The following is a 24,590-nucleotide window of genomic DNA, read 5'->3' as shown; positions in this document are numbered from 1 at the left end:
TCATAACACTGCCTCATCGCGTGTTTTCAGCGGAAGTGGTAACTTTTTTATTGGTTGCACAGTCTGGCCGGGGACAAGGCGATGAAGCCCGTCTGAAATGATCCGCTCGCCAGGTGTCAGCGCGCCCGTTACATATGCATGCTCAGCGTTGGCATGAAGAACCTGAATAGATCGACGCTCAACAAGATGCTGTTGGGCTTGCTCGCTTAGAACAAAGACATTCCAGACCCCGCGGAGTCCATCGGTCATGGCCGACAGGGGGATCCAATAGCCGGGCTTATCGTATACATCGTTAAATTGCAGATAGGCAAGCTCCCCGTCGATAACGTCAGCCGACTCAGGTAAAGCAAAGCGAAGTTTGACGGTGCGCGAGCCGCTGTCAACACGAGCACCAGGGTTTACCAGGGTGACAGGGTAACCCCTTGTGCCAACCCGAAGCTGCCACACACCGTTATGCCCGATCAATTTAGTAAGCTGTTTAGCGGGTATGCCTATATGGGCTTCTTTGCTGGTAGACGACAGCAGGGTAAGGGTTGGGGTGCCGGTATTGATCACATCACCTTTTGATATGTAACGAGCACTGATGGTGCCATCATAAGGTGCGTAGACGGTCGACTTATCTTGCCTGAGCTGGTTGGCAGCTAAAGCTGCCGTCAGTTGTCGGTAGTTGGCTCGCAGCGCATTACGTTGGCTGTTGAGAGCATCAATATCTGAATCGGCACTGAATCCTTTCTTCTTCAATGAATTCTGACGTTTTAAACTCGCTTCAACCAAGTCAAGTTGAGCGGTTATTTGAGACTGCTGAGCGCGTAATTCATCTGCTTGGGTCACTAAAAGTTGGGTATCGAGAATAAGAAGGGGATCACCGACTTTTACGTTGTCACCTATGTCAGCCAAGAGACGGGCTACTTTGCCACCCAGTTCGGCACCCAAATTCGCTTGTTGCCCAGCTTGTATCATCCCGACATATTCGCGCTCGACATTGTAGTGATCGGAAGGGGCTAGCGCGAATGTATTGACACTCAACAACGGGTTCATTTGCTGCTCGGGTGGTGACGTCGTAGCGCTATTGCATCCTGCTAGTAACATAGAAGCCATCATGACACCGGCGATTGTTATCCTTTTCATCTTGCCCTGCCTTAGGTTGAGATATCCAAATAATTGGGATATAAACTAGACTGTCCAGTCCATGTGTAAAAAATAAACCATATAAACTAGACTGTCCAGTTTGATTGTATTAAAAATTATTAGAGTTGTTAATTAAGGGGAAGTGCATGTTAACTGCAAGAAGTGCCCAGAAAAGGGAACAAATTTTACAGGCTGCGACAGAGCTGTTCTGCGAACAGGGCTATGGTATCAGCATGGAAGCCATCGCATTAAGAGCGCAGGTGTCCAAGCAAACGGTGTATTCACATTTTAAGACAAAGGATGAGTTATTTGATACTTGTATCCGGGCTAAATGTACTGCAAATCAGCTAGATATCTGCTTGTTGGATGATCCCAGAGAGCCTCAAAAAGTGCTTGAAGACTTCGCTTGGCGTTTCCAGAATATGTTACTCAGTGATGAGGCGTTGAATACATATAAAGCGGCAGTAAGACAAAGTGATACTCACCCAGATCTTGCAAGCGTCTACTTGAATGCAGGACCTCGAAATACAACAGAAATGTTGGCTGAGTATTTAGGACAGTTAGTTGCTAAAGGCGTGTTAACCGGTGATTTGAATTGCGCCGATGCGGCGATGCAGTTTCTATTGATGTGCCATGGTCGGAGCGTCTATTGGGCATATCTTGGTCAGCAGAGTGGAGAATCAGAACAAGAGCGCAAGCAGTACCTAAAATCAACTGTCTCAATGTTTTTACAAGGCTATAAAAGCCCCAAAGGTTAATTTTACCGCGATCAATTACTGCTATCTTTATAGATAAGTTTTGTGATGGTTATCAGGGGCATCTATGAAGACATGCCACATAAAAAGTGGAGCTGTCATTGTTTGTATTTTGATGTCATTGCTTTCAGGGGCGGCTCATGCCGCTAAAAGTCGGCTGACAGAGATTATCGATCGCGGCGTGCTGAGGGTCGGGACAACGGGTGACTGGAGCCCGATGACAATGCGCGATCCTGCCACAAATTTTTATCGTGGTTTTGATATTGATATCACTACCGAACTAGCCAAAGATCTCGGTGTGACGGTGGAGTACGTGCCAACGTCATGGAAAAAATTGGTCAACGGTGTGATTACCGATAAGTACGATATGTCGGGTAGCGCGTCACTGAATATGCACCGAGCGAGATTAGCTGGCTACAGCAAGACTTATTACCATCTGGCTTTTGTTCCCGTCGTGAACAAAGCCAATGCAAAGCGTTTTCGCACATGGAGTGACTTCAACGCTTCATCGGTGATTCTCACGACAACCGCAGGTACTGTGCAGCAAAGCTTGGTAGAAGAGCTACTGCCGGATGCGAGAAAACACGCTAGCGAAAATGCCAAATTAACCCATCAATATCTGCTGGATAACAAAACGACTGCGATCGTTACCTCCAATATCGAAGCGGCCACCTTGGTAAAACGCTATCCGCAGCTCAGTGTGGCCAAGGTTGATGGTATGCGCCTACCTACTCCCATTGCCATGTTGCTGCCCAAAGAAGATCAAGTGTGGATCAATTACGTAAACCATTGGATCGAGTTGAAGCAAACCCAGGGTTTCTTTGATCGTGTGGCGAAAAAGTGGGGATTGGTGAAAATGGACGTGGAGTAGGATCAGCAAAACAGCCAGCGTGATCCGCTGACTGTTTTGTATCTTGTTTATGCTTGTGTAGAACTCACGGGTGAAGGTTGCGCATTGCGCTGCCATTTTGCCAGCAAGTAAACCATACAAGCCTGTGATACAAGGGCGAAAGCCAATACCGCAGGGCTTTGCATCAAACCCGCCGCGATGAAGCTGACCAAGGCAATAGAGCCGTTGAGCAATGCATAAGGTAACTGTGTTCTGAAGTGCTCAAACTGATCACACCCCGATCCTGTCGACGATAAAATTGTAGTTTCTGAAATCGGTGAGCAGTGATCACCGAACAACCCACCAGAGAGTACAGCACCAATGCAGGCATACAATGGGGCATCGATGGCAATGGCTGTCGGGATCACAAGCGGCATCATGATGGCAAAAGTACCCCAAGACGATCCGGTCGCAAAAGAAATAATCGCTGACAGCAAGAATGCCACTGCGGGTACTAACCAATAAGGAAAGCCTGCTTGTGCTTGTTCTGCAATGTAAGCCGCTGTACCCAGTTCTTTACCCACGCTGCTTAGCGTCCAAGCCAAGATGAGGACAATAGCGACTTGCATCATGTTTCCCATGCCTTTGAGGTAAACGCTGATCCCATCATTAATTTTGCGAACACCATAGAACGCCATCAGAGAAATTAAGGTGATTGCAGCAAAGAAGTAGGCACTGGAAAGCGCTGCACGGAATACCGAGCCAGATACCTTTTCAAACGGGAATCCCAGCGGCGCCAGCATCATGACCAGTACCAAAGCCATGACAAGCAGTGGCGCGAATACAAAAGAGGCTTTTGCATTTTTATGCGTAAATGTCTTTAGGCTATCAGTACTGGCAGCAGTAATAATTCCTTGCTGAGCTTTCGCTTCTGCAATGGCCATCGGGCCGAAATCGAGCTTTTTGATTGCGACCAAGGGGACAATGAAAATAGCTAAAAATGCATAGAACTGGAAAGGAATCGCTCTGACGAAGGCTTCCCAGTCAGTGATGGCGACACCCAGTGAAGTGAACTCTTTTTGCAGCAGGCCCATGATGTACACCCCCCAGCCAATAAAGGGGATCAGTATCGCGACAGGGGAAGAGGTAGAATCAATGATGAATGCGAGTTTTTGACGAGACAGCTTGAGCTTGTCAAATAACGGACGGAAAACCGGGCCGACAATAAGTGGCGTACCTAAATCGGAGAAGAAAATAAAAATCCCACCAAACCATGATGATAGCTGAGCGCGGCATTTACTACTGACCCAGTGGGTCACCTTCGCAGCAAAAGCTTGCCCACCGCCAGATTGCTCCATCAACGCGACAAAGCCACCAATAAATACCAGCAGAACGATCACGCCTGCGTTATAGCTGTCGGTGAGTTGAGGGACGAGATAGTCCTTGACCAAAGTGCCGAACGTATCAAGTGGTGCAATACCGTTGAGCATTACGACGCCACTGAAAACACCGCCAAATAAACCGATCACAACGTTTCGTGTTGTGAGGGATAAGGCGAGGGTGATAATAATTGGTATGAGGGAGGTAATGTCTGGTTGGCCCATGTAGCGTTCCTTAGCTGTACGTCCAATATCAAAAAAGGCACAGTGAATATCAATGTGTATCGTTTGAATATATATGCAAAATATTTGCATGTATAGGTGGTGAGGGAGGATTTGCTATTTTTTATGGCTTTAATAGATTCTTTTGCTCGAAATGTGAACAAGTGTACAGTTTTCTAGGGCTTGTTAAGGTTTACACAGGGAGGAGATTGCAATATAAGTGTCATGTAGTGCCGTTACGATGCACGGGTGTTTTGGAGGTAAACGAAGCCCAAAACACAGTTAAAGTAAACAAGGAGAAACATGGATTTATCAAGCTACAAAGGTATCATTTTCGATATGGACGGAACGCTGGTTGATTCAATGCCAGCACACTTGGAAGCATGGGAGAAAACCTGTGCGATTCATGAGATCCCCTTTGATCGCGATTGGTTTTATCACTTAGGCGGAATGCCTAGTGTGAAAATTGCCAACGAGATCAACCGAAGCTTCCGCCAGAACTTTGATACAGAGCGCTTAGCAAATACCAAGTACAAGTTTTACGATGATATTCCCTACAAGGGCGAAGTGATTGAGCCGGTGTACCAGATCCTCCTGGATAATAAAGGCACCAAGAAAGTAGCCGTCGGCACGGGTAGCCGACTGTTCAATGCCGAGCCTTTACTTGATCAGGTGGGCATCCTACCTATGCTCGATGCGTTGGTAACGGCTGATGATGTTGACAACCACAAACCCGATCCTGATACCTTCCTAGAAGCTGCCAAGCGTATCGGGGTTGAACCGCATGAGTGTGTGGTGTTTGAAGATACAGAGCTAGGCCAACGAGCCGCTCATGCAGCGGGAATGGACTGCTACCTCGTTATTGATGGCAAAATTACCATGTTGACCAAAGCGCCACGCTGAGATATCGACCTAGCACCTCGAAAATAATGCCCCTAGTTAATTGCGGGTATAAAGGGTATTCTTCACCGCATTGTTTGAATACCCTGTCATTACCATGAATCAACCCTCGAAAGCCTCTTCTGATAAAGCCTCTTCTGATAAAGCCTCTCCTCCTGAACGAAAGCAGTCGTCAGGAAAAAAGCGCACCGATAATGCTCACAATCAAGAGTTCGGCATGTCTGAAACCCGCTTTTGGATCCAGCGTTTAAGTAAAACGGCTATTCGTGCCATGCACATCCTCGGCATTGCAGGCAGTGCGGGTGGGATCCTGTACGGGGTAGAGAAGTCGCTGTGGATTCATTGGTGGATCATGGCAATGGTGACAGGGTTAATTATGACTGGATTGGAAATTCGCCAATCGCGGTTATGGCTCATCCAGTTAAAAGGTGTGCTGACTTATCTAAAGTTAGGCCTGCTCAGTAGCTTTTTCTTGATCCCGCAACACAAACCTGAGTTGTTCATTGTCATTCTCGTGATGTCGGTGGTTATTGCCCACGGCCCGGCAGGACTGCGCCATTACTCTATCTGGCACCGTCGCCGTATTGATGAGCCAAAAGGCAAAAAAAGACAGATGAACGGATAAAGTTGACACTCAATTAAATAAAAAAGTTATTTATGCAAGAATTGAGACACGGCAATCACAAACTCGCACTACACTGATTATTAGACATTTACTAATATGTGTGTAGGAGACCGGTCGTGAAAAACTTACTACTTGTGACTTTTTTGCCCCTGGTAATAGCAGGATGTTCCAAATCTGTTGATGAGCGTGCTGACGAGTTTGTCGAAGCCAGTTTTACCTTGTGTGGATCCAAAGTTCAGTCTTACGCGCAAGGTGATGACGGTAAAATTCGCATCGTCTGTGATAACAACAGTTATTTCTCGGTCAAAGATCAAAGTACCTTGGCCTACATGCATGAGCTAAATGGCGCGTATTGCCGTGGCCAAGGCTTCTCTGCATTTCATGAACGCAGTCGTTACTTTACCTTTACCTGTAAAGGCGAGAAGTCGTTCAATATTCCTAAATAGTGCTGACTAAATTGATTGGCGGTATTACTGCAACAGCTGATAAAGCCGTTGCGGCCTACCACCGGTTTTGTAGTTAAGCACTAACTTGATCATCCCTTCCGTTTCCAGAAACTCCAGGTAGCGGCGGGCGGTGATCCGGCTGACATTCATTTTCTTGCCAATATCATCCGCCGAAAAATCCTGTAGTTGCTCGTTGATTAATATCTGTTTGAGATTCGCCAAGGTTGTCGCGTCAATACCTTTTGGGGTCATTCGCACCGGCGCTGCAGATGACTTGCGGAACAACTGGTCGATATCATTTTGGTCGACGGTTGCCGCCGTGGTCAGGGTGCGACGGTATTTCAGATAATCTTCCAACGCTTGGTTTACCCGCGACATGCGGATCGGCTTGACCAGATAATCCATCACACCCAGCTGTACCGCTTGCTCGACCGTCGCAGCCTCGCGCTCTGCGGTAGTCATTATAAAGCTGCAGGTGACATTCTGGGCACGTAGCTCACGGATGAGTGCCAAGCCATTGCCATCGGGTAGGGTGATGTCCACAAACACTAAGTCGGGTTTGAAGGCGTTAAATTGCAACAGCGCATCAGCGTAGCTTTCGCTGACAGCTACCACCGTAAATTGTGGATGTTGGTTGATGGTCGACTCAAGGGTATAGCTGGCGCGAATATCGTCTTCCAGTACCATGACCGTTGTTTTTGTCATAAGCGTGTTGTGATCTGTTTGTCTAAATACAGGCTAAACAAGGTGGTGTCTTGTTCAGTGCGTTCCCAGTCGATACTGCCATGGAAGTAATCGACAAGTTGGTTGACCAAGTAGAGGCCAACCCCATTTTGTTGGTCGTCGTGTTTGCTGCTCACACCAAACTCTAAGATCGAATCACAGATCTCAGCCGGTACCCCTGCACCGGTATCTTGCACTTCGATAATAATATGCTGGCTACGATCGCTCAGGTATAGCTGAATTTCCGCAGGCTTCTGATTACGGTTTTGCCACGCGGCGAGCAGGGCATTGTCGATCAGGTTGCCGATAATGGTGACCAGTTTTTCAGAGATGGCCTTTTCATAGCTGGACAGGCAGGTATCGTCATCCAAGGTAAAGGCTACCCCGAGATCAGACGCCTTGTTGAACTTGGCCATTAGCAATCCGGCAATGGCGCTGTCGTTTACTGAGGTAACAATACTGCGGATAATCGACTGATAGCTGTCTGTTTCTTGCTGAATATAATCGACGGCGCTATCAAAGTTACCCAGTTGCAACATCCCCGACAGCACATTGAGCTTGTTAGAATATTCATGGGTTTTACTGCGTAACAGCTCAGCATAGTTCTTGAGGTACGTAACTTCTCGCTCCAATTCATTTTGATCTAAATTTGCATAAAAAACAATGACGTGGCCACTAATGCCTTTGTTGTGCTTGATAGGGTAGATGTCGGCACGATAGGAGTGCTTGCCGATGTTGAAGTTACCCTGGTGGAAGCTGTCATTGTCGGACAGCACCAGATGGCTCAGTGTGGTCGAAAAGGACGAAAGCGGTTGGTTAATGTAATCATGCGGCCCCAACTTTCCCATCGAGATCATCTTGCTGGCACTGTGGTTCATCGTGCTAATACCGTGATTGTTATCGATGGCAATAATGCCATCACGAATGCTGTTGAGGATCATCTCACGTTCGCGAAATTTATGAACGATAATCTCGGGCTCGTAATCAAGGAAAGTACGCTTCATCTTGAACACAAACGCACTGGTAATACTGACACCCAGTAAGTAAACAACCGCCACAAGCCCGGCAATTTTACCAAATTGCTCCATTAAAATACCGATGCTGCGATCATACATATAGCCGATATTGACCACGCCGATAATGCGGCCGTTATCAATGATGGGCGAGAAGTTACGGATCGCTTTGCCCAGCGTGCCGGATGCGACACTGGTATGGTCCACGCCATGATTTAAGGTTGGGTAAATGTCATCGCCGTTGAAATGCAGCCCGACTTTATCTTGGTCTGGGTGAGTGAGACGAAAAGCTTGCTGATCGGTCACAACAATAAACGAAGCATCGGTTTTACTGCGAATATCTTCTATATAACCCTGTAATTCGAACGGCTGGTGGTTGTTCTTAGATTTTACCGCCTCAATGACCACAGGATCATGGGCAAGCACCCGTGCCAGCTCCAAGCCTCGCTCTTCGATACCGTTAATATGCGCATTCTGCAGTAAGTAGAAGATAAAGGTCGTCACAACAACAACAATAGAAGACGTCGTTGCTAAGGTTGTCAGGGCAAGGTAGCTCTTTAGTTTCATTGAACAGGTAGTGTGATTAAGCTCGAAATTTGGCACGGATTATAACTGCAATTGAAGTGGAAATACTGTGCTAGATATCTTTTAACTAACGAGTTATGGATAAATCTATCGATAACACTAGCCATAGAATGGAAAATGCCGGGCAGCATCGCTAACCCGGCATAAAGTGATAACTCTAAAGCGTTATTTCAGCAACTCTATAATCATGGTGGCCAATATCAACATGAATGCCCCACCGATACGCGAGGAGATCTGCGCAAACGGCATCAGCGCCATACGTTTACTGGCAGCCAGTACCGCGACATCACCCGTACCGCCCATGTTAGCCATGCAAAGACCTGCAGTAATAGACGCTTCAATTGGGTTAAAGCCCATCAAGCGACCGATAACGGCAGTACCAACAATCGCACCTAATACAGTGGCAAACACCATCAGGAAGTAAACCAGGCTTAGTGAGTCCATGATTTGGTTAAGGTCGGTATAAGCAACACCGATACCGACAAGTAGGGCTGGCGTTAGGTTATCCACCACGAATTTGTACCAACCGTGTGCTGCACGCTCAAGTTCACGTGGCATGAAGCCCGCGACTTTCACCAAAGCAACGAAGATGATCATCAGCGCGTAAGTGTGCATGCTGATCAGGCTGCTCAACATTGAGCCAACGAAATACATCGTAATCGCCAGTAGGGCACCAATACCCAGTACATTAATTGAAATTGGCTGCTCTTCGGTTTCTTCTTGCTGCTCTTCCACTTTGCCGCGCATCAGCTGACCGTTACCAGTCAGGGAAGGGAAGAACTTACCCACTTTATCCAACAGGCCAGCCATTACGATGGCGATTGCATTGCCGATAGCCAGCGCCGGAACCATTTTGGATAGCAACATTTCTGCAGACATACCAGTGTTACCAGACATGATCTCGACCAAAGGCACGGCACCCGCACCCATACCACCGCCCATAATTGGCAGGGCAATCAGCATGACTGACTCCATGAAGCCATGGCCCAGTGCGGCTCCCACAATGCCGGCAAACAAGAATGCACAAGCCACACCGCCAAGGATCACAGGGATATATTTAAGGGCTGCTTTCTTAAGGACATTGGTGTCCATACCTAAAATAGAGCCGGTGACCAGGCTCGCGATAAAGAAAGACAGAAAGCCGCCGCCCTTTACAAAAGTAGTGATGGTTTCAGTCGTTTCTTGGGGAAGCAGGCCACTGTGGAAAATATAAGAAGAGCCAAAAATAATAACAATGGCACCGCCACCGAAGAACTGGCTAACGATTGGGGTTTTGTCACCAGCGACATTCAAGATATAGCCAACGACGGCCATTACGCCAATTGCCCCAATGATGCCGGTAGGCATATGGTTTTGCGCGGTTGCCAGCAAAATCACGGCAGCAGATAGCGCAAAAATCACATTCATCATGCGCTTATCGCTTTGGCTCATGGTGTTATTGGAAAACATAATTCACCTGTTTTAAGTGTTGTTGTGGTTTGGCCGTAGTCTAACAACATGTACAACTAGGAAAATTGAGGAGGGCGTTTATGTAACTATCTAGTGCTTTTGTAACTTTTGTTCATGAGCATAACTAAACTCCAGCGTTATCCCAAAAAGAGTAAAGATAACAACGATAACGAGGACCACAGCACAGGGTACAGTTTCATGAATTAAATGAAACGCCGTTTCAGTGATCACATTTCAGGTTATTTGTTCTTTTTTTTTGCTTTTTCGTGTGTATATTGAAATCGAGTTTAATATAAATTAAAACGGTATTTTAAATATGAAACAAAAGCTGTTACCCCTCACACTAATTGCTGTTCTGACCTCCACGTCGGCTTTTGCGACCACGATCAATTTAAGGCATGAATACATGCCCGATCGTGATGGCGACAAGCACAGAGACCGAATTTCTGTTTCACACCGGTTTGATAACGGTATTGGTTTGTCGGTAGAGGCAAAATGGCGTCACCATGAGGATGAATTCATTCAGAAAATGAAGAGTGGCGGTCATGAGGTCGGTGTAAGTTATAACTATAAGGTGAATGATCGCTTCAGTCTTCAGCCAGCGTATGCCGCTGATGTGTCGAGCACGAAAACGGTTCACAAGTTTAATATTAGAGGTGCAGCGAAAATATCCGATAACTGGGGAGCTTCATTACGCTACCGATATGGCCTGGATCGCCCGGTATCCGGTGACGACTCTTCATATCATCAGCTAAATTTTGTCACTGATTACAAGTTAGCTTGGGGTAGGGTCGGAGTGGATCTGGAATACAAAGATTTGGACGAGGGTAAAGGCGGTTGGAAAGATAAGGATCGCGATCATTTGGTTAATGTCTTTGGTGAATACTCTCAGCTATCAAGTGGTTGGGTTCCATTCGTAGAAGTTGGTGCGTTGACGTTTGATAAAGATGGAGACGGATATAAAGATGATTACGCAATTCGTTACCGTTTGGGCATGAAGTACAGTTTTTAACAGGTGAAGAACAATGAAAAAAACAACACTATCATTATTGTTAAGTACGCTATTCATCCCTTCAGCTTATGCAGCTGATATTATTGTTGATGAATTGACGTGGAAAGCCATTACCTTTGGCCAGTCGACAGATATGAACTTTGGTTCGACTATTTTGCCTGAAAAAGTCGGCGTGAACCAAGTCACGGCAGATGGGCTGAAAGTACAACCTGGTTTGCTGCAGCAAGAGTTTACTATCGAAAGCCGTGGCGGCAAGTTGGCCAATTCCCATGAAGGTATGACTTTCTATTATACCGAGTTGCCAACGGACATTAACTTTACTCTGAGTGCTGATATCGTACTCGAGCAGCTTGGACCCGAAACGGGGGCGACACCGAATCGTCAGGAAGGGGCCGGGCTGATGGTGCGTGATATCTTAGGGGCTGAACGTTTAGTTCCCCAACCAGAAGGGCATGAAGAGTTTCCGTCATCATCCAATATGGTTATGAACTTAATGCGTTCCCATAGCCGCACCAATGATGGAATGACCAATATCAATGCTTCATTTCGTGAAGGGGTCTACCAACCGTGGGGCACGGCAGGCAACAGGTTAAGCCGTGTAGACTATGTGGACGGCATAAGCTACGGGTCGCCTGAGAGCTACAAAATGACGTTGACTCGTACCAACGAAGGATTTGTCGTGAGCTACCGCAAGGGAAGTGAAACGGTAACCCAAGAAGTGAAAGGTGCGAATGCAAACATAGTCGAAGTACAGAACCCTGACTCACAGTATGTTGGCTTTTTTGCCTCACGTAATGCAAAAATGACGGTTAGCAACGTATTGTTAGATGTTTCAGAGGCCGATACTGTCGATGCGCCGCTATATGAAGCAAAACCGGTGGGGCTTGTTTTGCAGAAGGCTTCCTACGAGCGTTCACTGGTGAAAGCATTTCCGGTTCAGGCAAGAGCGAATTACAGCGGCACGTTTGAGCTAAAGCGCGGCGGTACAACGGTTGTGAAGAAAGCGGTAACGGCCGGCGAGCTTTTCCATCATACCGTTGATCTTCATAAGGCAGAAAATAAACTCGACTTGGTCTTCACAGCCGTTGAAGGCCCCGAGATGGACAGCAAGACGCTTTCTTATAATGTTGAATATACGCCTTCCATCAATCCTATGGAGCTCTATGTCGCTCATAATGGGTCCGCTGATGGTGATGGCTCTGCTGACAGCCCGTTTGACTTGAAAACGGCAATTGAGCTGTTACCTGCTGGTGGTACTATCTTGCTTCAGGATGGTGATTACGCTGGGATCACTATTCCTATTACGGCAAGTGGTACGGCTGAGCAGACGAAGACACTGCGTGCCGTGGGTGACAAGGTGCGGTTTATTTCCGAGTTCCATCATGATGCCAACTACTGGCACTACCACAATATCGAGGTGGCTCACGCCCAGTTTATTGTCCATGGCAGTCACAATACATTTGAAAAAATGGTGACACATAGCGCTCCTGATACAGGGTTCCAAATTACATCACCGGAAAATATCGGTCGTGCTTTATGGGCCAGCCATAATACCGTGATCGACAGTGAGAGCTATAACAATATGGACCCATCGCAAATCAATGCCGATGGCTTTGCAGCCAAGATGCGAATTGGCGATGGCAATACTTTTATCCGTTGCTTGTCACACCACAACATCGATGATGGCTGGGATTTATTTAATAAGGTAGAGGATGGTGCAAACGGTGCCGTCACTATTATTGACTCCATCGCGTTCAACAATGGGCGTACCTTAGAGGTCTCCAACAAAGGTGGCACCATAGGTAATGGCTTTAAATTAGGCGGCGAAGGTATTCCTGTCCCTCACGTTGTTAAAAACAGCTTGTCATTCAACAACAATATGGACGGCTTTACCGATAACTTTAACCCTGGCTCACTGGTGCTGAGTGACAATGTTGCCATTGACAATAAACGATTCAATTTCTTGTTTCGCCAGAGCCCATATTCAGGGGATATTGAACAAGGCACGTTTACAGAAAACGTTTCTCTGCGTTTTCATGTTGAGAGCAAATATGATGATGTCATTAACAGCGCTCATGCATCAGGAAACTACCTAATTCGCGACGGTGAAACGCAGTCTGTTGAGGGTAAGAAGAAAGCATCATCGATACTGGCACCGCTAAAGCAAGCTTCAGTTATTGATGACCAGCAAGCGATCCCGGGTAAGAAAGAAGCACTTAAACTAAAAGCACTTTATCTGTAGGGGCGTTGACTTCGCCATTATCAATGATTGATAACAAAAACCGTCCAACTGGGCGGTTTTTATTTATGTGTTGGCAAGCTCAATCGAGATTAGTTTTCTTTTGGCTTATATCCTGGTGCTAGCGTTGCACTATTTACTTGGTACAGCGCTTGTGGGTTAGCCAAGGCTAATTGATAGCCGACATATTCATGTAGGCGGCCGTCTTCGCTGCAATCGACTTCCCACTTTCTTAGCAGGTATCCCGCAAGTGCCGCACGAACTTCAATGACCAACTTGCCATCTTTCATTTCGTAGTCCAGCTCGATAGCTTCTGGGTTCCCTTGATGGGGGTGGGGGATCAGCTCAACCTCGATGTATTTCTGCCATTGGCGATCAGCTTCAATCCGCTCATCAGTTGTAGGCTCATCATCAAGAATCGTTACAGAGATTACGCGGTTACAAACCACATCCATGAACTGTTCATTTTTACGGTCGAAAGAACGTACGTGCCAGCGGTTACCTGAATCAACAAGACTGTGAGGGGCAATCACACGGCGGCTTTTACCACTAGAGGTGGAGATGTACTCAATTTCTAGCAGCTTGTTACGGTAAATACCTTCACACAGCGCCGCCATGATAGGCGTACGCGGAACGGTCAGCGACGTCGGGGACTCACACTGGATAGGAAAATCCTGGTGGCCTGAGAAACCATCGCCATAGCCCAGAGAGATCGTTGCTAGCGTCTTTTTCAGATCGAGATTAAACAACGGGCTGAATCCAGGCTGCTTGTAGTACTTTTTTGATCGCATATCTAGCTTGAGGTTATCCGGTGCGATCTCTTTATAAAGCGCAAAGTCTCGAGTAGTAGCAGCATGACCTACCGCAAAACGGTCAATTAAATCCTTTCGAGTCAACTCGCCCAGAAAGTAAAGGGCAAAGTCTATAAAGGCTAGCCGTTCACGTTGCGCCGAACCAACAGCATTGAGCTTTGTCTCGACATCCATGTGTGATACTCCAGCAGTGTTGTATGAGGTCATGTGTATTTATCCAGTACTTTATTAGCCACTAATATATACCGATAATCAGTAGAAGCAAGGCTATTTATAAAGATCACACCGAGTTAAAGGAAGTTAGACTAACTAAAACAAACACATAACCAAAAGCAGTAACTAACTGTTTAAATTAACAGGTTTACATACTCATTATGAGTAGATAAAGTGGTTGTGCTTGTTTTGAGTAGGTGTATTAATTTGTGGTACTTAGCTGTTTAGTGGTATAAATCACCCGCTAGTGACATAAAAATGCTTTGCTTTGAGTGAATTAAAAGCGAACAAGTGTTTTCTCGAATGTCCACAAATCTTTAGTGGTGAAATTTTGCTTTGTATGTGGACAATACTGCGCTGAAGAGAATTAGACTGGTGAAGAAAGCCTCTGATTTACAGCTAAACAAGTAGCAAAGCTGAAGAGCTGACTGGCTCCAACAAAATCAACAAACGGGAAACCAATCATGAACTTGACAAGACACCAATTGAAGCAAGCTTATTTGTCGCTGAATAATGGGACGGTATGCTTGGATGACCACTTGGCACAGGGTGTGTTGGTGTATGTTGAAGGATTGATGATCAGCGAAGGGATTGAGCGAGACTGCTACCTAAGCCTCGACACTCTCACCAAAGTCAGCGCGAAGGTTCGAATGGGATCAGTGATGCCGATTGACTTCTTTGGTTTAAAAGATACCTCATGCGATGAAGGCAACTTTAAGCCAATTAGCCTGAAAGTGTGCGAGTTGGTTTCCCTTCCAGATGGTCAGACCGGCCGCCGTTGGAAAACCTTGGCAAACTTCGCTGAAAGCGATATTGCTGTTGCTATGGAAATTTTACTGTTAGTGATTAGCGAGCTGTCAGAGCTTGATGATTACTCGGCAGGGGAGTGTGTACCGGCGGGGCTGTTAGCTCAGTTTAACGATAGCCGAAGTCAGCATTTTGGAACTCTCTGTTACGCCTAGATCAAGACGTTATTCTAATAAAAGCGCCTACAATAATGACAATCATCACTTTAACTTACTAAAATATAAGCTAAAGTGATGAAAATAAAACGTTAAGTCATCACCATGCCGCTTCTCCTATGAAAGATTGCTTTTACCACAATAATGCTTCTCGCTTAGCCCGAGACTATCAAACACTCGCCTTTGAACATGTGCACTCCAGCTGGAAACGCTTTTGGCCTGTGTCTGATGATATAGGTAAGCAGCCATGCGTACTTGATATCGGTGCGGGAAGTGGGCGTGATGCATTATGGTTTGCCGAAAATGGTTGCGAAGTGTATGCCGTTGAGCCAGCAGAGGCGCTTCGTGATATAGGCAAACAGCACACTCAATCACAGGAGGTCGTCTGGCTTGACGATAACCTTCCTGAGCTAAAAAAAGTCATTTCTCTCGGTATCCGATTCGACGTCATCTTGCTATCAGCAGTATGGATGCATATTTCGCCTTCTGACCGAGAGCGCACTTTTAGAAAACTCAGTAACCTTCTAGCGCCTAACGGTAAGCTGATCATCACACTTCGCCACGGTGACTTTGATGACGGCAGGAAAAATCATGGCGTTTCAGCAGAAGAGATCGAACAACTCGCTAAAAAACGAGCGCTTCATGTTTGCTTGAAGACAGAGCTGAATAACGATGCCATGGGGCGCAGTAGTGTCCAATGGCAAACAGTGGTGCTTAATCTTCCTGATGATGGCACGGGTGATCTCACCAAAGTGCGTCATATTATTGTGAACGACAGTAAGTCAGCGACATACAAGCTAGCTTTACTGCGAACGCTGCTTCGTATTGCTGATGCTCATCCTGGTGCGGTATTAGACCGAACAGATGGTAAGGTTGCCTTGCCACAAGGGCTTGTTGCACTCTATTGGGTTAGGCAGTTCAAGCGATTGTTAGATATCGATTTTGGCGACTCGATAGGCATCCAGCAAAACAGCAATACCAATAGAGGACTTGGCTTTGTTAAAGATGAAGGGTGGAGAAAACTTACCCATTTAACAGCAGACGATCTTGCCATTGGTGCTTTATTTACTGGTGATGATGCCAAAGCGTTGCAAAAGACGATCTCGGATAGCCTAGCAACGATTAAAAGTGGTCCCGTTACCTTTATTTACCAAGGTACAAAAGACAATCGTCTGTTTGAGATGGTAAAGGCATCCAAACAGCGCAAGCCTCTGTCATCCTTTTTTATCGACAGCGAATTCTTGGCGAGCTTTGGTAGCTTTATCCTTGATGAAAGCCTTTGGGATTGCTTACGTTTATACAGTAGTTGGATTGAACCCTTGGTAGTAAACCAGTGGGTTTCAGAGATGAAGCGTTACGAAAGTAACAGAGCTAGGGATATTGACTTACAGACCTACCATAACTGTTTGATTTGGGTAGACGAGAAGCATGATACTCGGGTTATCCGTAAAAAAGTCGATACACTTCGTGACTGCGGAACAGAAATCCAAAGCGTTTGGAGTGGGACCAAACTTCGTAAAGAGTTTCACGTTGACCACTGCCTTCCGTTTGCCTACTGGCCGAATAACGACAGGTGGAACTTGTTGCCAACTACAACTGGTGAAAACCTAAGCAAAAGCGATCGGGTTCCTAAGTCACACCGCCTAAGCGAATCAAGGGAGCGCATTATGGAGTGGTGGCAACTTGCTTGGCAAACCGAGCAAGAGCAAACCCGCTTCTTCGATGAAGCAGTGCTCTCCCTACCCAATCTACCGCCACAGTGCCGCAATTTCGAAGATGTATTCGAGGCGATGGGCTTGCAGATCAAGGGCGTAAAAAGTCGTTTGCTGGTGGGGGAGTGGTGATTGATAAAAGCCCATTTGGCTAGTCGTAGAACAAATGAATTGTAAATAGAACGGTAATTACAAAATAGTTAAGTAATCGCTTAATTATTAGGTGGTTGCCGTTTTTTTGTTTGTTGTATCCATATGGTTTTTCATGACTTTATACCCCATCCTTTGGTTCGAATAATTGAGGTTTGAATACGATAGTACTAAAGGCCAAAAACTCTATCTGAATAGTCTTCTTTACCTAGTAAAAACCAAAATGTTTCGAATCCTAAATAACCCCTAAAAAACACGTTCAACTGCCTAATGTTTAGTACCCATATCAATCAAATGACCAGTTAGTGCAACGTTTAGTACAAAAATCCACCATATCGCTGTATTTGAATTGTTTATCAAGAGCTGCTAACCTACGCCGACATTATAAATTGTTTAGTGCTCTAAATTGTTTTTTTATCACTGACAATTCAAAGGTGCTTTTCTTGGATAGGAAAGCACCAATGACAAAGCGTTTAAAGAGTATTATGGATAGTGTACTAAAGAAATATAGTATCGAGACGACCGACTATCAGGTGGGTCAGGACAACATTCAGAAATGGGGTTTTGATATACATAACCCTGTTTTCGGCACCAGCGCAGGACTGATCTTAATTTTCCTTACGGGACTCCTTTTTATTGATCCTGATACAGCGAAAGAAGCGTTGAATGGCCTTAAGAACGGCATCCTCAACGATTTCGATGTGTTCTTCATGTGGATCACCAACTTCTTCCTGTTTTTCTCATTGGTACTAATGGTATCCCCGTTGGGTAAAATCCGTATCGGTGGTAAAGATGCCCAGCCAGAGCATTCAAGGGTGTCTTGGCTGGCAATGCTGTTTTCTGCAGGTATGGGTATCGGTTTGCTGTTCTGGGGCGTAGCGGAACCAACCGCTTACTTCACTGACTGGTGGGGGACACCGTTCAATGTTGAGCCGTATACCGAAGATGCCAAAGCCTTGGCAATGGGTGCGACCATATTTCACTGGGGTATCCACGGTTGGGCGATTTATGCCATTGTGGGCCTGGCGTTGTCATTCTTTGCCTTCAACAAGGGCCTTCCTCTGTCGATCCGTTCAGTGTTCTACCCAATCTTTGGTGACAGGGCATGGGGTTGGCTGGGCCACGTTATCGATATCTTAGCGGTATTGGCGACATTGTTTGGCTTGGCGACGTCACTTGGCTTAGGTGCACAGCAGGCAACCAGCGGTATCAACCATGTGTTCGGTACTGAAGGTGGTATTGGTATGCAGATGGGGGTGATAGCTTTTGTTACTGCGATTGCGATCTTCTCTGTTATCCGCGGTATTGATGGCGGGGTAAAACTACTGAGCAGCATCAATATGGTGTTTGCTTTTGTACTGTTGGTGTTTGTGGCATACGTTGGCTTTGATGTGGTGAAAGTCGCTCTGCCAGAAACCTTCATGGCTTACTTTGGTAATATTGTTGAGCTGAGTAACCCGCATGGCCGTGATGATACCACCTGGATGCAGGGTTGGACTGTGTTCTATTGGGCGTGGTGGATTTCATGGTCACCATTTGTTGGTATGTTCATTGCGCGTATCTCTAAAGGCCGTACTGTACGTGAGTTCTTGTTCGCGGTGATCTTTGTACCAACACTGATGACGATTATCTGGATGTCGATTTTTGGTGGTATCGCGATTGATCAGGTCGTCAACAAGGTGGGCGAGCTTGGTGCGAATGGTCTGAATGATATCTCGCTAACTCTGTTCCATGTATACGATGCACTGCCGTTTAGTTCGGTGATTTCAGTATTGTCTATTGCCTTGGTGTTGATCTTCTTCATTACCTCGTCAGACTCAGGTTCATTGGTTATCGATAGCATTACCGCGGGCGGTAAAGTCGATGCACCAGTACCTCAACGTATCTTCTGGGCGACAGTCGAAGGGGCCATTGCGGCAGCCATGCTATGGATTGGTGGTTCAGAAGCATTGCAAGCATTCCAGTCTGGCGTTGTTGCAACAGCCTTGCCATTTAGTTTTGTCTTGCTGCTGATGTGCGTGAGCTTGGTTAAAGGTCTACGAACCGAACGTGCGCTTTACTAGATTCAGCTTGTAATGAAAAAGGCCTCAAACACTGTTTGAGGCCTTTTTTGTTTGTCTTTTTTTCGTACGCCAAAGAGGTAATATTGTTATCACTAAATTGAATAGTCGAATGGCTTTGAATAAAATAGACAGAAGTCCTCTTCACGCTTTCCAAAATAAGCTATTTCATTTATGAAGAAATTCGAGTTCGTTGTTCAAGATATCCTGAGCAAGATTTACCAAGGTGTGATCACCGATAAATTACCTGCCGAGCGTGAGTTGGCTGAAAACTACGCGGTATCCCGTTTTACTGTTCGCAAAGCACTGAACAAGCTTGAGGCAATTGGTGCGGTTTTTGTTAGGCAAGGTGCGGGTCACTTTGTGAAAGACTCAAACAGTAATAACCCTTTGGTTTATAACTCGATCACTGAAAATAGCTTCGAGGAAATGTCCTATAAAAAAGTGAGCTTGCACAAAAAGCTGACGGACTCCCACGATAAAAACTCTTTCTTGATTGATGAAAATGATTATATCTGGTGTATAAAACGGCTGCGTTTGGTAAATGGGAAAATTGTACAGTTAGAAAGTACAAAACTGCCTGTAAAACTATTCACAAAAATGAATGATGAAATTATCGAGAGCTCATTACAAAATCATACCCTCGATCTAGGGCTGCAAATAGATAGGTATTTAACCAGCTATAAAGCGATTAATGTTTCAAAAGAAGAAGCAGAGTTATTAGGCTGTAAAAAAGGTATCGCGGCAATGAAAATTACCAATCGGGGTTTTTTATCAACAGGGGAAGTGTTTATTGTGAGCGAGGTTATTGATATTGACTACCAATGTACCTATGTGATCCCATTTAATCGCGAAAATATTAAGTTTCGAGGAAAGAAAGAATAGCTGGCTATTTCGCGAAGAAACAACGCAGCTATCCTTTTTTCAGTTTTGGCACTTATGTTTTAGCCCATAGCCCATAGCCCATAGCCCATAGCCCATAGCCCATAGCCCATAGCCCATTTAAGGTGTATGGATCGTCCCGTCAGGCAGGCGGCTTTGTGTCCACTCATGCGGGCGGTAGGTGACTGGGAAATCAGCGGCGGCTTGCACATCCATTTCTACCCCGATACCAATCGCTTCTGACGCATACAGATAGCCATTGCGCGGCTCTTGTGCGTTAGGGAAGACGCGGTGGGTGTTTTCTTTGTATTCCACATGCTCTTGAATGGCGGCGTTGTGCAGGTGAACATTCATATGGGTATTCACAGCAGCACCAATCGGAGTCATGTCTGGTGGGCAGTGCCATGCCAGACGTACGCCGAATGTCTGGCATAGGTGGCCCAGCTTCAGGGCAGGGGTGATACCACCAATTTGCGAAACATGACAACGAATGAAGTCGATGCGACGGTTGATGATCAGCGCTTTCCACTCTTCTGGATTGTTGAACAATTCACCCAAGCCCAATGAAACCGAGGTTTGGCTGCGAATGTTATCCAGCCATTCTGTTTGGCTTGGCGGTAGAATGTCTTCAATAAAGTAAGGCTTGTATTGCTCGACGTCTTTAGCAAACTGAATCGCTTGATTGGGGAACAAACGCTCATGAACGTCATGAAGAATATGGAATTGGTTACCGTATTTCTCACGCAGTAATTTAAACATGATCAGGGTGTTTTCAGTGTACTGATCCTGGTCGAAGTAAGAGCCTTCGGTCGGATTGACCGTTGTGTGAATGTTTTCAGGCACGCCGCCATAAAAACCAAGTTGGCAACGAATGTGTTTATAACCTTGTTCTAGGAAGCCATCAACAAGCTCGTAGATCCCTTCCATTGTGTCACTTGTCGCGTGGGTGTATACAGGAATCGCGTCACGAGATTTACCACCAAACAATTGATGCAACGGCATTTGGGCTAGTTTCGCTTTGATGTCCCACAGTGCCATATCCACACCGGATACCGCATTGTTGATAACCGGACCATTGCGCCAATAGGCATTGACCATCATCATCTGCCATAAATCTTCAATGTTATTAGCGTCTTTGCCAATAAGAAGCGGTTTTAAATACTCATCAACCATGGTTTTGACGGCTAACGGACGCTGCTGGAACGTGGCGCAGCCATAGCCAGTAACGTCTTGATCGGTATGGACGATAACAGTAATTAAATTATGACGATCAGGTTTTGTAATAATGCATTCAACATCTGTGATTAGTGTTTTTTTCACAATGAAAATCTCATCTGAGCCGGAATCTATTTTTATATATACCAATTGGAAAACGGGTATTTCAAGCCTATTTTTTCATTAAATTTAATTGGTACGGTAAGTTAGCAAAAGAGGCTAAAAAAACAGACCAATCATAGAAAATTAATTGTTTTAGCCACAAACGTCCTAATTTTCGTGATTTAACTCTCAGTTTCGTCCGTTGGTTTTTTGGTTTGGTTCTATATCATTTGTTTCATCAAATGGAACTTCAGGCATTGAATAGCGTTTCTAGTGTGCAAGTCGATGCAACGTCTCAGGGCTTGAAGGAAAAGAAAATAAATTCGTACGGCGTGATATTCAAAGGCGAGTTATTCACTCAAATTAAATGAAATCATAAGTGATCAATTTTATTACCATTTTACAAACGGTAGCTATTCCACTAGATTTCTTTTCTTAAAGAGAGTTATTTAAATATGCAAATTAGTGAGTCGATGGGTGGTTTTGGGAAAAAGACATCAGCATCATCTAAGCAAAACGCAATGACAGACAAGTTATTGCAAATGATTGATGCATTGGGTGGCATCAGCAATATTACTGATGCAACACATTGTATGACCCGATTGAGACTGAAAATCAGTGATCAATCTTTGGCGTCAGAGGAGACGCTGAAAGCGATCAAAGGCGTTCAGGGCGTCGTATTTGCACAAGGCCAAATTCAAATCATCATTGGTGTGGATGTCGAGACGTGGCACAAGGCACTTCAGGTTATTATGAACGACAGCGGCACTGTTGCTACAAATGATGAAGATAAGGCAAAGGATAAAAACGACGGTAAGCTGTTCCAAAACGTGATGCGTATCGTGGCCGGTATCTTTGGCCCTGTTGTACCTGCTATCGCTGGTGCCGGTATGTTAATGGGCTTGCTATCAGGCCTTATCGCGACCAACGTGATTTCTGAAACATCGGATACGGTGTATTTCTTCCGCTCAATTTCAGTTGCTGTTTTCTTCTTCTTGCCAATGCTGGTGTCATTCTCGGCAGCGAAGATGTTCCGCGTGAACGAATATATCGCTCTTGCTGTTGCAGCAGCGATGCTTTCGCCCCAGCTTGCAGACAAAGCTGCCGCGCTTAAAGCCGTTAGCGATGCGGCTGAGCTGACGGTGCTGGGTGTCGTGCCAATTGAGCTAATGAACTATGGCGGCGCAATCGTACCGGCAATCCTTGCTGTATGGTTACTGTCTAAAGTAACGCCTTTGGTTGATAGCATCGTCCCAACGGTTGCCAAACCGGTGTTCACTCCTCTACTTGCTTTTGCTGTAACAGCGACAGCGACATTGTCGGTCGTTGGTCCTTTGGGCATGTGGCTAAGTAATGGTGCTGGTTGGGTGGTTAGCGCTCTGCTTGAGATTTCTCCAACACTGACTGGCTTTGTATTTGGTCTAACGCGTCCAATCACCATCGTGTTTGGTATTCACCACAGCATGACACCTATTAGCCTTAACAACTTCGCGCTGTACGGCAAGGATTTGCTAATGCCGATTATGTGCCTGGGTAACTTGGCGATTGCGGGTGCAACATTGGCTATCTGGTATAAGCAGCGCAAAACCGTATCGAAAGAGCAGTCGTCTATTACTGCAGGCTCTGGGGTAACGGCAATCTTGGGTATTACAGAGCCTGCGTTGTTCGGTGTTCTGACTAAGTACACCAAGGCCATGTTCACGGCGAGCTTGGCGGCGGGTGTGTTTGGTGCAATCTCTGTAACCCTTGATACGCACCTAACTAGCTACATTCTGTCTTCAGTATTCAGTCTTCCTGCTTACTTGTCTGCAGGCACACAGAACTTCATTCAGGCCCTGCTAGGTGTATGTGGTGTGTTTGTACTGTCTTTCGTTTTAACGACGCTGTTTGTAAAGCTTGATGAAGAGTAAGAGAAACAGAAAAGTCAGCCTTCATAAAAATTAAACCTTCATTATATTCAAAACCGTGGTTAGCAAAAACCACGGTTTTTTTCTTTTTTATTGCTATCAATAAATGAGGGGCTATTGATTAGCCGTCTAGGCCCATCAGCTCGGTGACATCCGAACCAGCTTGGATCTTTTGGCGTTCTTGATTCAGCCTGAACCAGTGCAGTGGTTTTCCGTTTGCAGCTTCATAGGTCATGGTGTCGCCTGATACGGCAAGCCATGAGCCTTCTGGGATACCAATAACAGATTGGTGAGGATTTACCACTAGGAATTCTTCGATACGCTCGTCGCGTGTTTCACCCATATGGCCTTCGATAGTCGCATCAATGTAATGAGCATTGATTTGGAATGGCACAAAGCTTAGGGAAGGGGTGATTGCTGCAGACACAATGCACATATCATTGGTTGTGCGGATAGTGGGCGCACTGATCACAGCACCTGCACTCCAACCCACATAAGGGACACCACGCTGAGTCACAGCCTGTTGGATAGGGCCGATAAGGCCAAGATCATGTAGTGTCTTATTCAATACCCAAGTGTTACCGCCGCTACAAACAAAGGCATCTGCTTGGCGAATGGCTTCTACAGGATCTTCTGCACGGTGAAGACCGGTAACATTGACATCAAGGTGGCTTAGAGATTCTGCAACCATTGCGGTACGGTCGTCGTGGCTACTGCGGATCACGGCGTAAGGGATAACCAATACGTTTTTAACGTGCTTACGGGTAAATACTTCTGTGATCGCGGGTAGGGCGAATTCCATCACCTTGGTGTTGCCAGCGATTTTGCCATTACTTAATAGTAAGAGATCCATCATATATTCTCTTGTTTGGGTAAAGAGCCTAATCATATATGAAGCTATTAATAGGGAAGGTGAACAAGAGCACAGTTTTGTCCCTACTTAGAGCTATTCCCTAAGGGAATTAATCCATAGCATCGGCTGTATTAAGCTTGCCAATGTGAGCGGGTTAAACATTAGCGCGCCCAATATCAATGTACCCAAATAGACGATTTGTCATAGGTTGCTTCTAGCTGACGCTGGGCCGCTTCTAATAGATTTAACAACTGGCTGACTTGCTGGATTTTACCATGAGCAACCGCCTCTCTTATTTGCTTATGGTAGTGACGAACTTGTTGAATACATTGCTGACGCTTAAAAATGCTGCGTAAGCCTTCTGCCTGATCCATATTGCCCTCATTATTCTGCTTTTACTGTTGTATAGAAATATTT

General features: G+C 45.8%; 21 protein-coding genes. 12 read left to right on the top strand and 9 right to left on the bottom strand.

Annotated elements, in window-relative coordinates; translation table 11 throughout:
* Complete coding sequence (locus C9I99_RS06945) at window positions 1-1,128, bottom strand: efflux RND transporter periplasmic adaptor subunit (protein WP_107348143.1); 1,128 nt, start codon at window positions 1,126-1,128, stop codon at window positions 1-3.
* A gap of 146 nt (window positions 1,129-1,274) precedes the next feature.
* Here C9I99_RS06945 and C9I99_RS06940 point away from each other — a divergent pair, with 146 nt between their 5' ends.
* Together C9I99_RS06940 and C9I99_RS06935 are read left to right on the top strand one after the other, a co-directional pair.
* Window positions 1,275-1,886: a TetR/AcrR family transcriptional regulator gene (locus tag C9I99_RS06940; RefSeq protein WP_107348142.1), complete on the top strand. Its 612-nt coding sequence runs from the start codon at window positions 1,275-1,277 to the stop codon at window positions 1,884-1,886.
* A 64-nt stretch (window positions 1,887-1,950) separates the two neighbouring features.
* Window positions 1,951-2,754, top strand: coding sequence for a transporter substrate-binding domain-containing protein (locus C9I99_RS06935; protein ID WP_107348141.1), 804 nt, complete (start codon window positions 1,951-1,953; stop codon window positions 2,752-2,754).
* Between the two features lie 47 nt (window positions 2,755-2,801).
* Here C9I99_RS06935 and C9I99_RS06930 read toward each other — a convergent pair whose 3' ends face one another.
* Window positions 2,802-4,316, bottom strand: coding sequence for a Na+/H+ antiporter NhaC family protein (locus C9I99_RS06930; RefSeq protein ID WP_107348140.1), 1,515 nt, complete (start codon window positions 4,314-4,316; stop codon window positions 2,802-2,804).
* A gap of 300 nt (window positions 4,317-4,616) precedes the next feature.
* On the opposite strand from C9I99_RS06930, the gene C9I99_RS06925 reads away from it, so the two are divergent.
* From C9I99_RS06925 to C9I99_RS06915, 3 genes are all read left to right on the top strand, one after another.
* The gene (locus C9I99_RS06925) at window positions 4,617-5,216 is read left to right on the top strand and encodes a beta-phosphoglucomutase family hydrolase (protein WP_107348139.1); all 600 of its coding nucleotides are present in this window, start codon (window positions 4,617-4,619) and stop codon (window positions 5,214-5,216) included.
* 94 nt (window positions 5,217-5,310) lie between these two features.
* A complete protein-coding gene (locus C9I99_RS06920; RefSeq protein ID WP_243734340.1) occupies window positions 5,311-5,838 on the top strand; it encodes a hypothetical protein in 528 nt (175 codons plus the stop codon).
* A gap of 116 nt (window positions 5,839-5,954) precedes the next feature.
* Window positions 5,955-6,284, top strand: a complete 330-nt coding sequence (locus tag C9I99_RS06915) for a hypothetical protein (protein ID WP_107348138.1) — start codon at window positions 5,955-5,957, stop codon at window positions 6,282-6,284.
* Window positions 6,285-6,308: 24 nt separating this feature from the next.
* Here C9I99_RS06915 and C9I99_RS06910 read toward each other — a convergent pair whose 3' ends face one another.
* The 3 genes from C9I99_RS06910 to C9I99_RS06900 all read right to left on the bottom strand — a co-directional run bounded on the left by C9I99_RS06910 (window position 6,309) and on the right by C9I99_RS06900 (window position 10,054).
* The gene (locus C9I99_RS06910) at window positions 6,309-6,989 is read right to left on the bottom strand and encodes a response regulator (protein WP_208113354.1); all 681 of its coding nucleotides are present in this window, start codon (window positions 6,987-6,989) and stop codon (window positions 6,309-6,311) included.
* Window positions 6,986-8,587: an ATP-binding protein gene (locus C9I99_RS06905; RefSeq protein WP_107348137.1), complete on the bottom strand. Its 1,602-nt coding sequence runs from the start codon at window positions 8,585-8,587 to the stop codon at window positions 6,986-6,988. The genes C9I99_RS06910 and C9I99_RS06905 overlap by 4 nt, the downstream gene beginning before the upstream one ends.
* A 183-nt stretch (window positions 8,588-8,770) precedes the next feature.
* Entirely contained in the window at window positions 8,771-10,054 is a 1,284-nt protein-coding gene (locus C9I99_RS06900; protein ID WP_107348136.1) for a 2-hydroxycarboxylate transporter family protein, read from the bottom strand.
* 316 nt (window positions 10,055-10,370) lie between these two features.
* Here C9I99_RS06900 and C9I99_RS06895 point away from each other — a divergent pair, with 316 nt between their 5' ends.
* Both C9I99_RS06895 and C9I99_RS06890 read left to right on the top strand, forming a co-directional pair.
* Window positions 10,371-11,066, top strand: coding sequence for an oligogalacturonate-specific porin KdgM family protein (locus C9I99_RS06895; protein ID WP_166645372.1), 696 nt, complete (start codon window positions 10,371-10,373; stop codon window positions 11,064-11,066).
* Window positions 11,067-11,079: 13 nt separating this feature from the next.
* Window positions 11,080-13,308, top strand: a complete 2,229-nt coding sequence (locus C9I99_RS06890) for a right-handed parallel beta-helix repeat-containing protein (RefSeq protein ID WP_107348135.1) — start codon at window positions 11,080-11,082, stop codon at window positions 13,306-13,308.
* A gap of 89 nt (window positions 13,309-13,397) precedes the next feature.
* On the opposite strand, the gene C9I99_RS06885 is transcribed toward C9I99_RS06890, so the two are convergent.
* Window positions 13,398-14,291, bottom strand: coding sequence for a WYL domain-containing protein (locus C9I99_RS06885; protein ID WP_107348134.1), 894 nt, complete (start codon window positions 14,289-14,291; stop codon window positions 13,398-13,400).
* Between the two features lie 503 nt (window positions 14,292-14,794).
* Here C9I99_RS06885 and C9I99_RS06880 point away from each other — a divergent pair.
* The 4 genes from C9I99_RS06880 (at window position 14,795) to C9I99_RS06865 (ending at window position 20,099) form a co-directional block, all read left to right on the top strand.
* Window positions 14,795-15,292 carry a hypothetical protein gene (locus C9I99_RS06880; RefSeq protein WP_107348133.1) on the top strand — a complete coding sequence of 166 codons (498 nt, stop codon included), beginning with the start codon at window positions 14,795-14,797 and terminating at the stop codon, window positions 15,290-15,292.
* A gap of 119 nt (window positions 15,293-15,411) precedes the next feature.
* A complete protein-coding gene (locus C9I99_RS06875; RefSeq protein ID WP_107348132.1) occupies window positions 15,412-17,136 on the top strand; it encodes a class I SAM-dependent methyltransferase in 1,725 nt (574 codons plus the stop codon).
* Between the two features lie 503 nt (window positions 17,137-17,639).
* Window positions 17,640-19,217, top strand: a complete 1,578-nt coding sequence (locus C9I99_RS06870; RefSeq protein ID WP_107348525.1) for a BCCT family transporter — start codon at window positions 17,640-17,642, stop codon at window positions 19,215-19,217.
* 171 nt (window positions 19,218-19,388) lie between these two features.
* Window positions 19,389-20,099: a GntR family transcriptional regulator gene (locus tag C9I99_RS06865; protein ID WP_107348131.1), complete on the top strand. Its 711-nt coding sequence runs from the start codon at window positions 19,389-19,391 to the stop codon at window positions 20,097-20,099.
* 117 nt (window positions 20,100-20,216) lie between these two features.
* Here C9I99_RS06865 and C9I99_RS06860 read toward each other — a convergent pair whose 3' ends face one another.
* Window positions 20,217-21,416 carry an enolase C-terminal domain-like protein gene (locus tag C9I99_RS06860; protein ID WP_107348130.1) on the bottom strand — a complete coding sequence of 400 codons (1,200 nt, stop codon included), beginning with the start codon at window positions 21,414-21,416 and terminating at the stop codon, window positions 20,217-20,219.
* A 518-nt stretch (window positions 21,417-21,934) separates the two neighbouring features.
* On the opposite strand from C9I99_RS06860, the gene C9I99_RS06855 reads away from it, so the two are divergent.
* On the top strand, window positions 21,935-23,323 hold the full coding sequence (locus C9I99_RS06855; protein ID WP_420849224.1) for a PTS transporter subunit EIIC: 1,389 nt from the start codon (window positions 21,935-21,937) through the stop codon (window positions 23,321-23,323).
* A 118-nt stretch (window positions 23,324-23,441) separates the two neighbouring features.
* Here C9I99_RS06855 and pepE read toward each other — a convergent pair whose 3' ends face one another.
* Complete coding sequence (pepE, locus tag C9I99_RS06850) at window positions 23,442-24,173, bottom strand: dipeptidase PepE (protein WP_107348524.1); 732 nt, start codon at window positions 24,171-24,173, stop codon at window positions 23,442-23,444.
* Window positions 24,174-24,349: 176 nt separating this feature from the next.
* Window positions 24,350-24,547 (bottom strand): hypothetical protein, encoded by a 198-nt coding sequence (locus tag C9I99_RS06845; RefSeq protein ID WP_107348128.1) that lies wholly within the window; start codon window positions 24,545-24,547, stop codon window positions 24,350-24,352.
* Window positions 24,548-24,590 lie beyond the last annotated feature (43 nt).

It is taken from the genome of Photobacterium lutimaris, assembly GCF_003025555.1.
GTDB classification, from domain to species: Bacteria; Pseudomonadota; Gammaproteobacteria; order Enterobacterales; family Vibrionaceae; genus Photobacterium; species Photobacterium lutimaris.
This window is presented reverse-complemented; position numbering and strand designations above follow the sequence as displayed.

Bases quoted from the DNA above. Each gene is read 5' to 3' on its own strand.
- C9I99_RS06885 (WP_107348134.1), bottom strand. From the start codon at position 14,291: ATGGATGTCGAGACAAAGCTCAATGCTGTTGGTTCGGCGCAACGTGAA.
- C9I99_RS06925 (WP_107348139.1), top strand. From the start codon at position 4,617: ATGGATTTATCAAGCTACAAAGGTATCATTTTCGATATGGACGGAACG.
- C9I99_RS06865 (WP_107348131.1), top strand. From the start codon at position 19,389: ATGAAGAAATTCGAGTTCGTTGTTCAAGATATCCTGAGCAAGATTTAC.
- C9I99_RS06870 (WP_107348525.1), top strand. From the start codon at position 17,640: ATGGATAGTGTACTAAAGAAATATAGTATCGAGACGACCGACTATCAG.
- C9I99_RS06910 (WP_208113354.1), bottom strand. From the start codon at position 6,989: ATGACAAAAACAACGGTCATGGTACTGGAAGACGATATTCGCGCCAGC.
- C9I99_RS06890 (WP_107348135.1), top strand. From the start codon at position 11,080: ATGAAAAAAACAACACTATCATTATTGTTAAGTACGCTATTCATCCCT.
- C9I99_RS06930 (WP_107348140.1), bottom strand. From the start codon at position 4,316: ATGGGCCAACCAGACATTACCTCCCTCATACCAATTATTATCACCCTC.
- C9I99_RS06895 (WP_166645372.1), top strand. From the start codon at position 10,371: ATGAAACAAAAGCTGTTACCCCTCACACTAATTGCTGTTCTGACCTCC.
- C9I99_RS06880 (WP_107348133.1), top strand. From the start codon at position 14,795: ATGAACTTGACAAGACACCAATTGAAGCAAGCTTATTTGTCGCTGAAT.
- pepE (WP_107348524.1), bottom strand. From the start codon at position 24,173: ATGGATCTCTTACTATTAAGTAATGGCAAAATCGCTGGCAACACCAAG.
- C9I99_RS06920 (WP_243734340.1), top strand. From the start codon at position 5,311: ATGAATCAACCCTCGAAAGCCTCTTCTGATAAAGCCTCTTCTGATAAA.
- C9I99_RS06875 (WP_107348132.1), top strand. From the start codon at position 15,412: ATGAAAGATTGCTTTTACCACAATAATGCTTCTCGCTTAGCCCGAGAC.
- C9I99_RS06935 (WP_107348141.1), top strand. From the start codon at position 1,951: ATGAAGACATGCCACATAAAAAGTGGAGCTGTCATTGTTTGTATTTTG.
- C9I99_RS06940 (WP_107348142.1), top strand. From the start codon at position 1,275: ATGTTAACTGCAAGAAGTGCCCAGAAAAGGGAACAAATTTTACAGGCT.
- C9I99_RS06855 (WP_420849224.1), top strand. From the start codon at position 21,935: ATGACAGACAAGTTATTGCAAATGATTGATGCATTGGGTGGCATCAGC.
- C9I99_RS06945 (WP_107348143.1), bottom strand. From the start codon at position 1,128: ATGAAAAGGATAACAATCGCCGGTGTCATGATGGCTTCTATGTTACTA.
- C9I99_RS06845 (WP_107348128.1), bottom strand. From the start codon at position 24,547: ATGGATCAGGCAGAAGGCTTACGCAGCATTTTTAAGCGTCAGCAATGT.
- C9I99_RS06905 (WP_107348137.1), bottom strand. From the start codon at position 8,587: ATGAAACTAAAGAGCTACCTTGCCCTGACAACCTTAGCAACGACGTCT.
- C9I99_RS06900 (WP_107348136.1), bottom strand. From the start codon at position 10,054: ATGTTTTCCAATAACACCATGAGCCAAAGCGATAAGCGCATGATGAAT.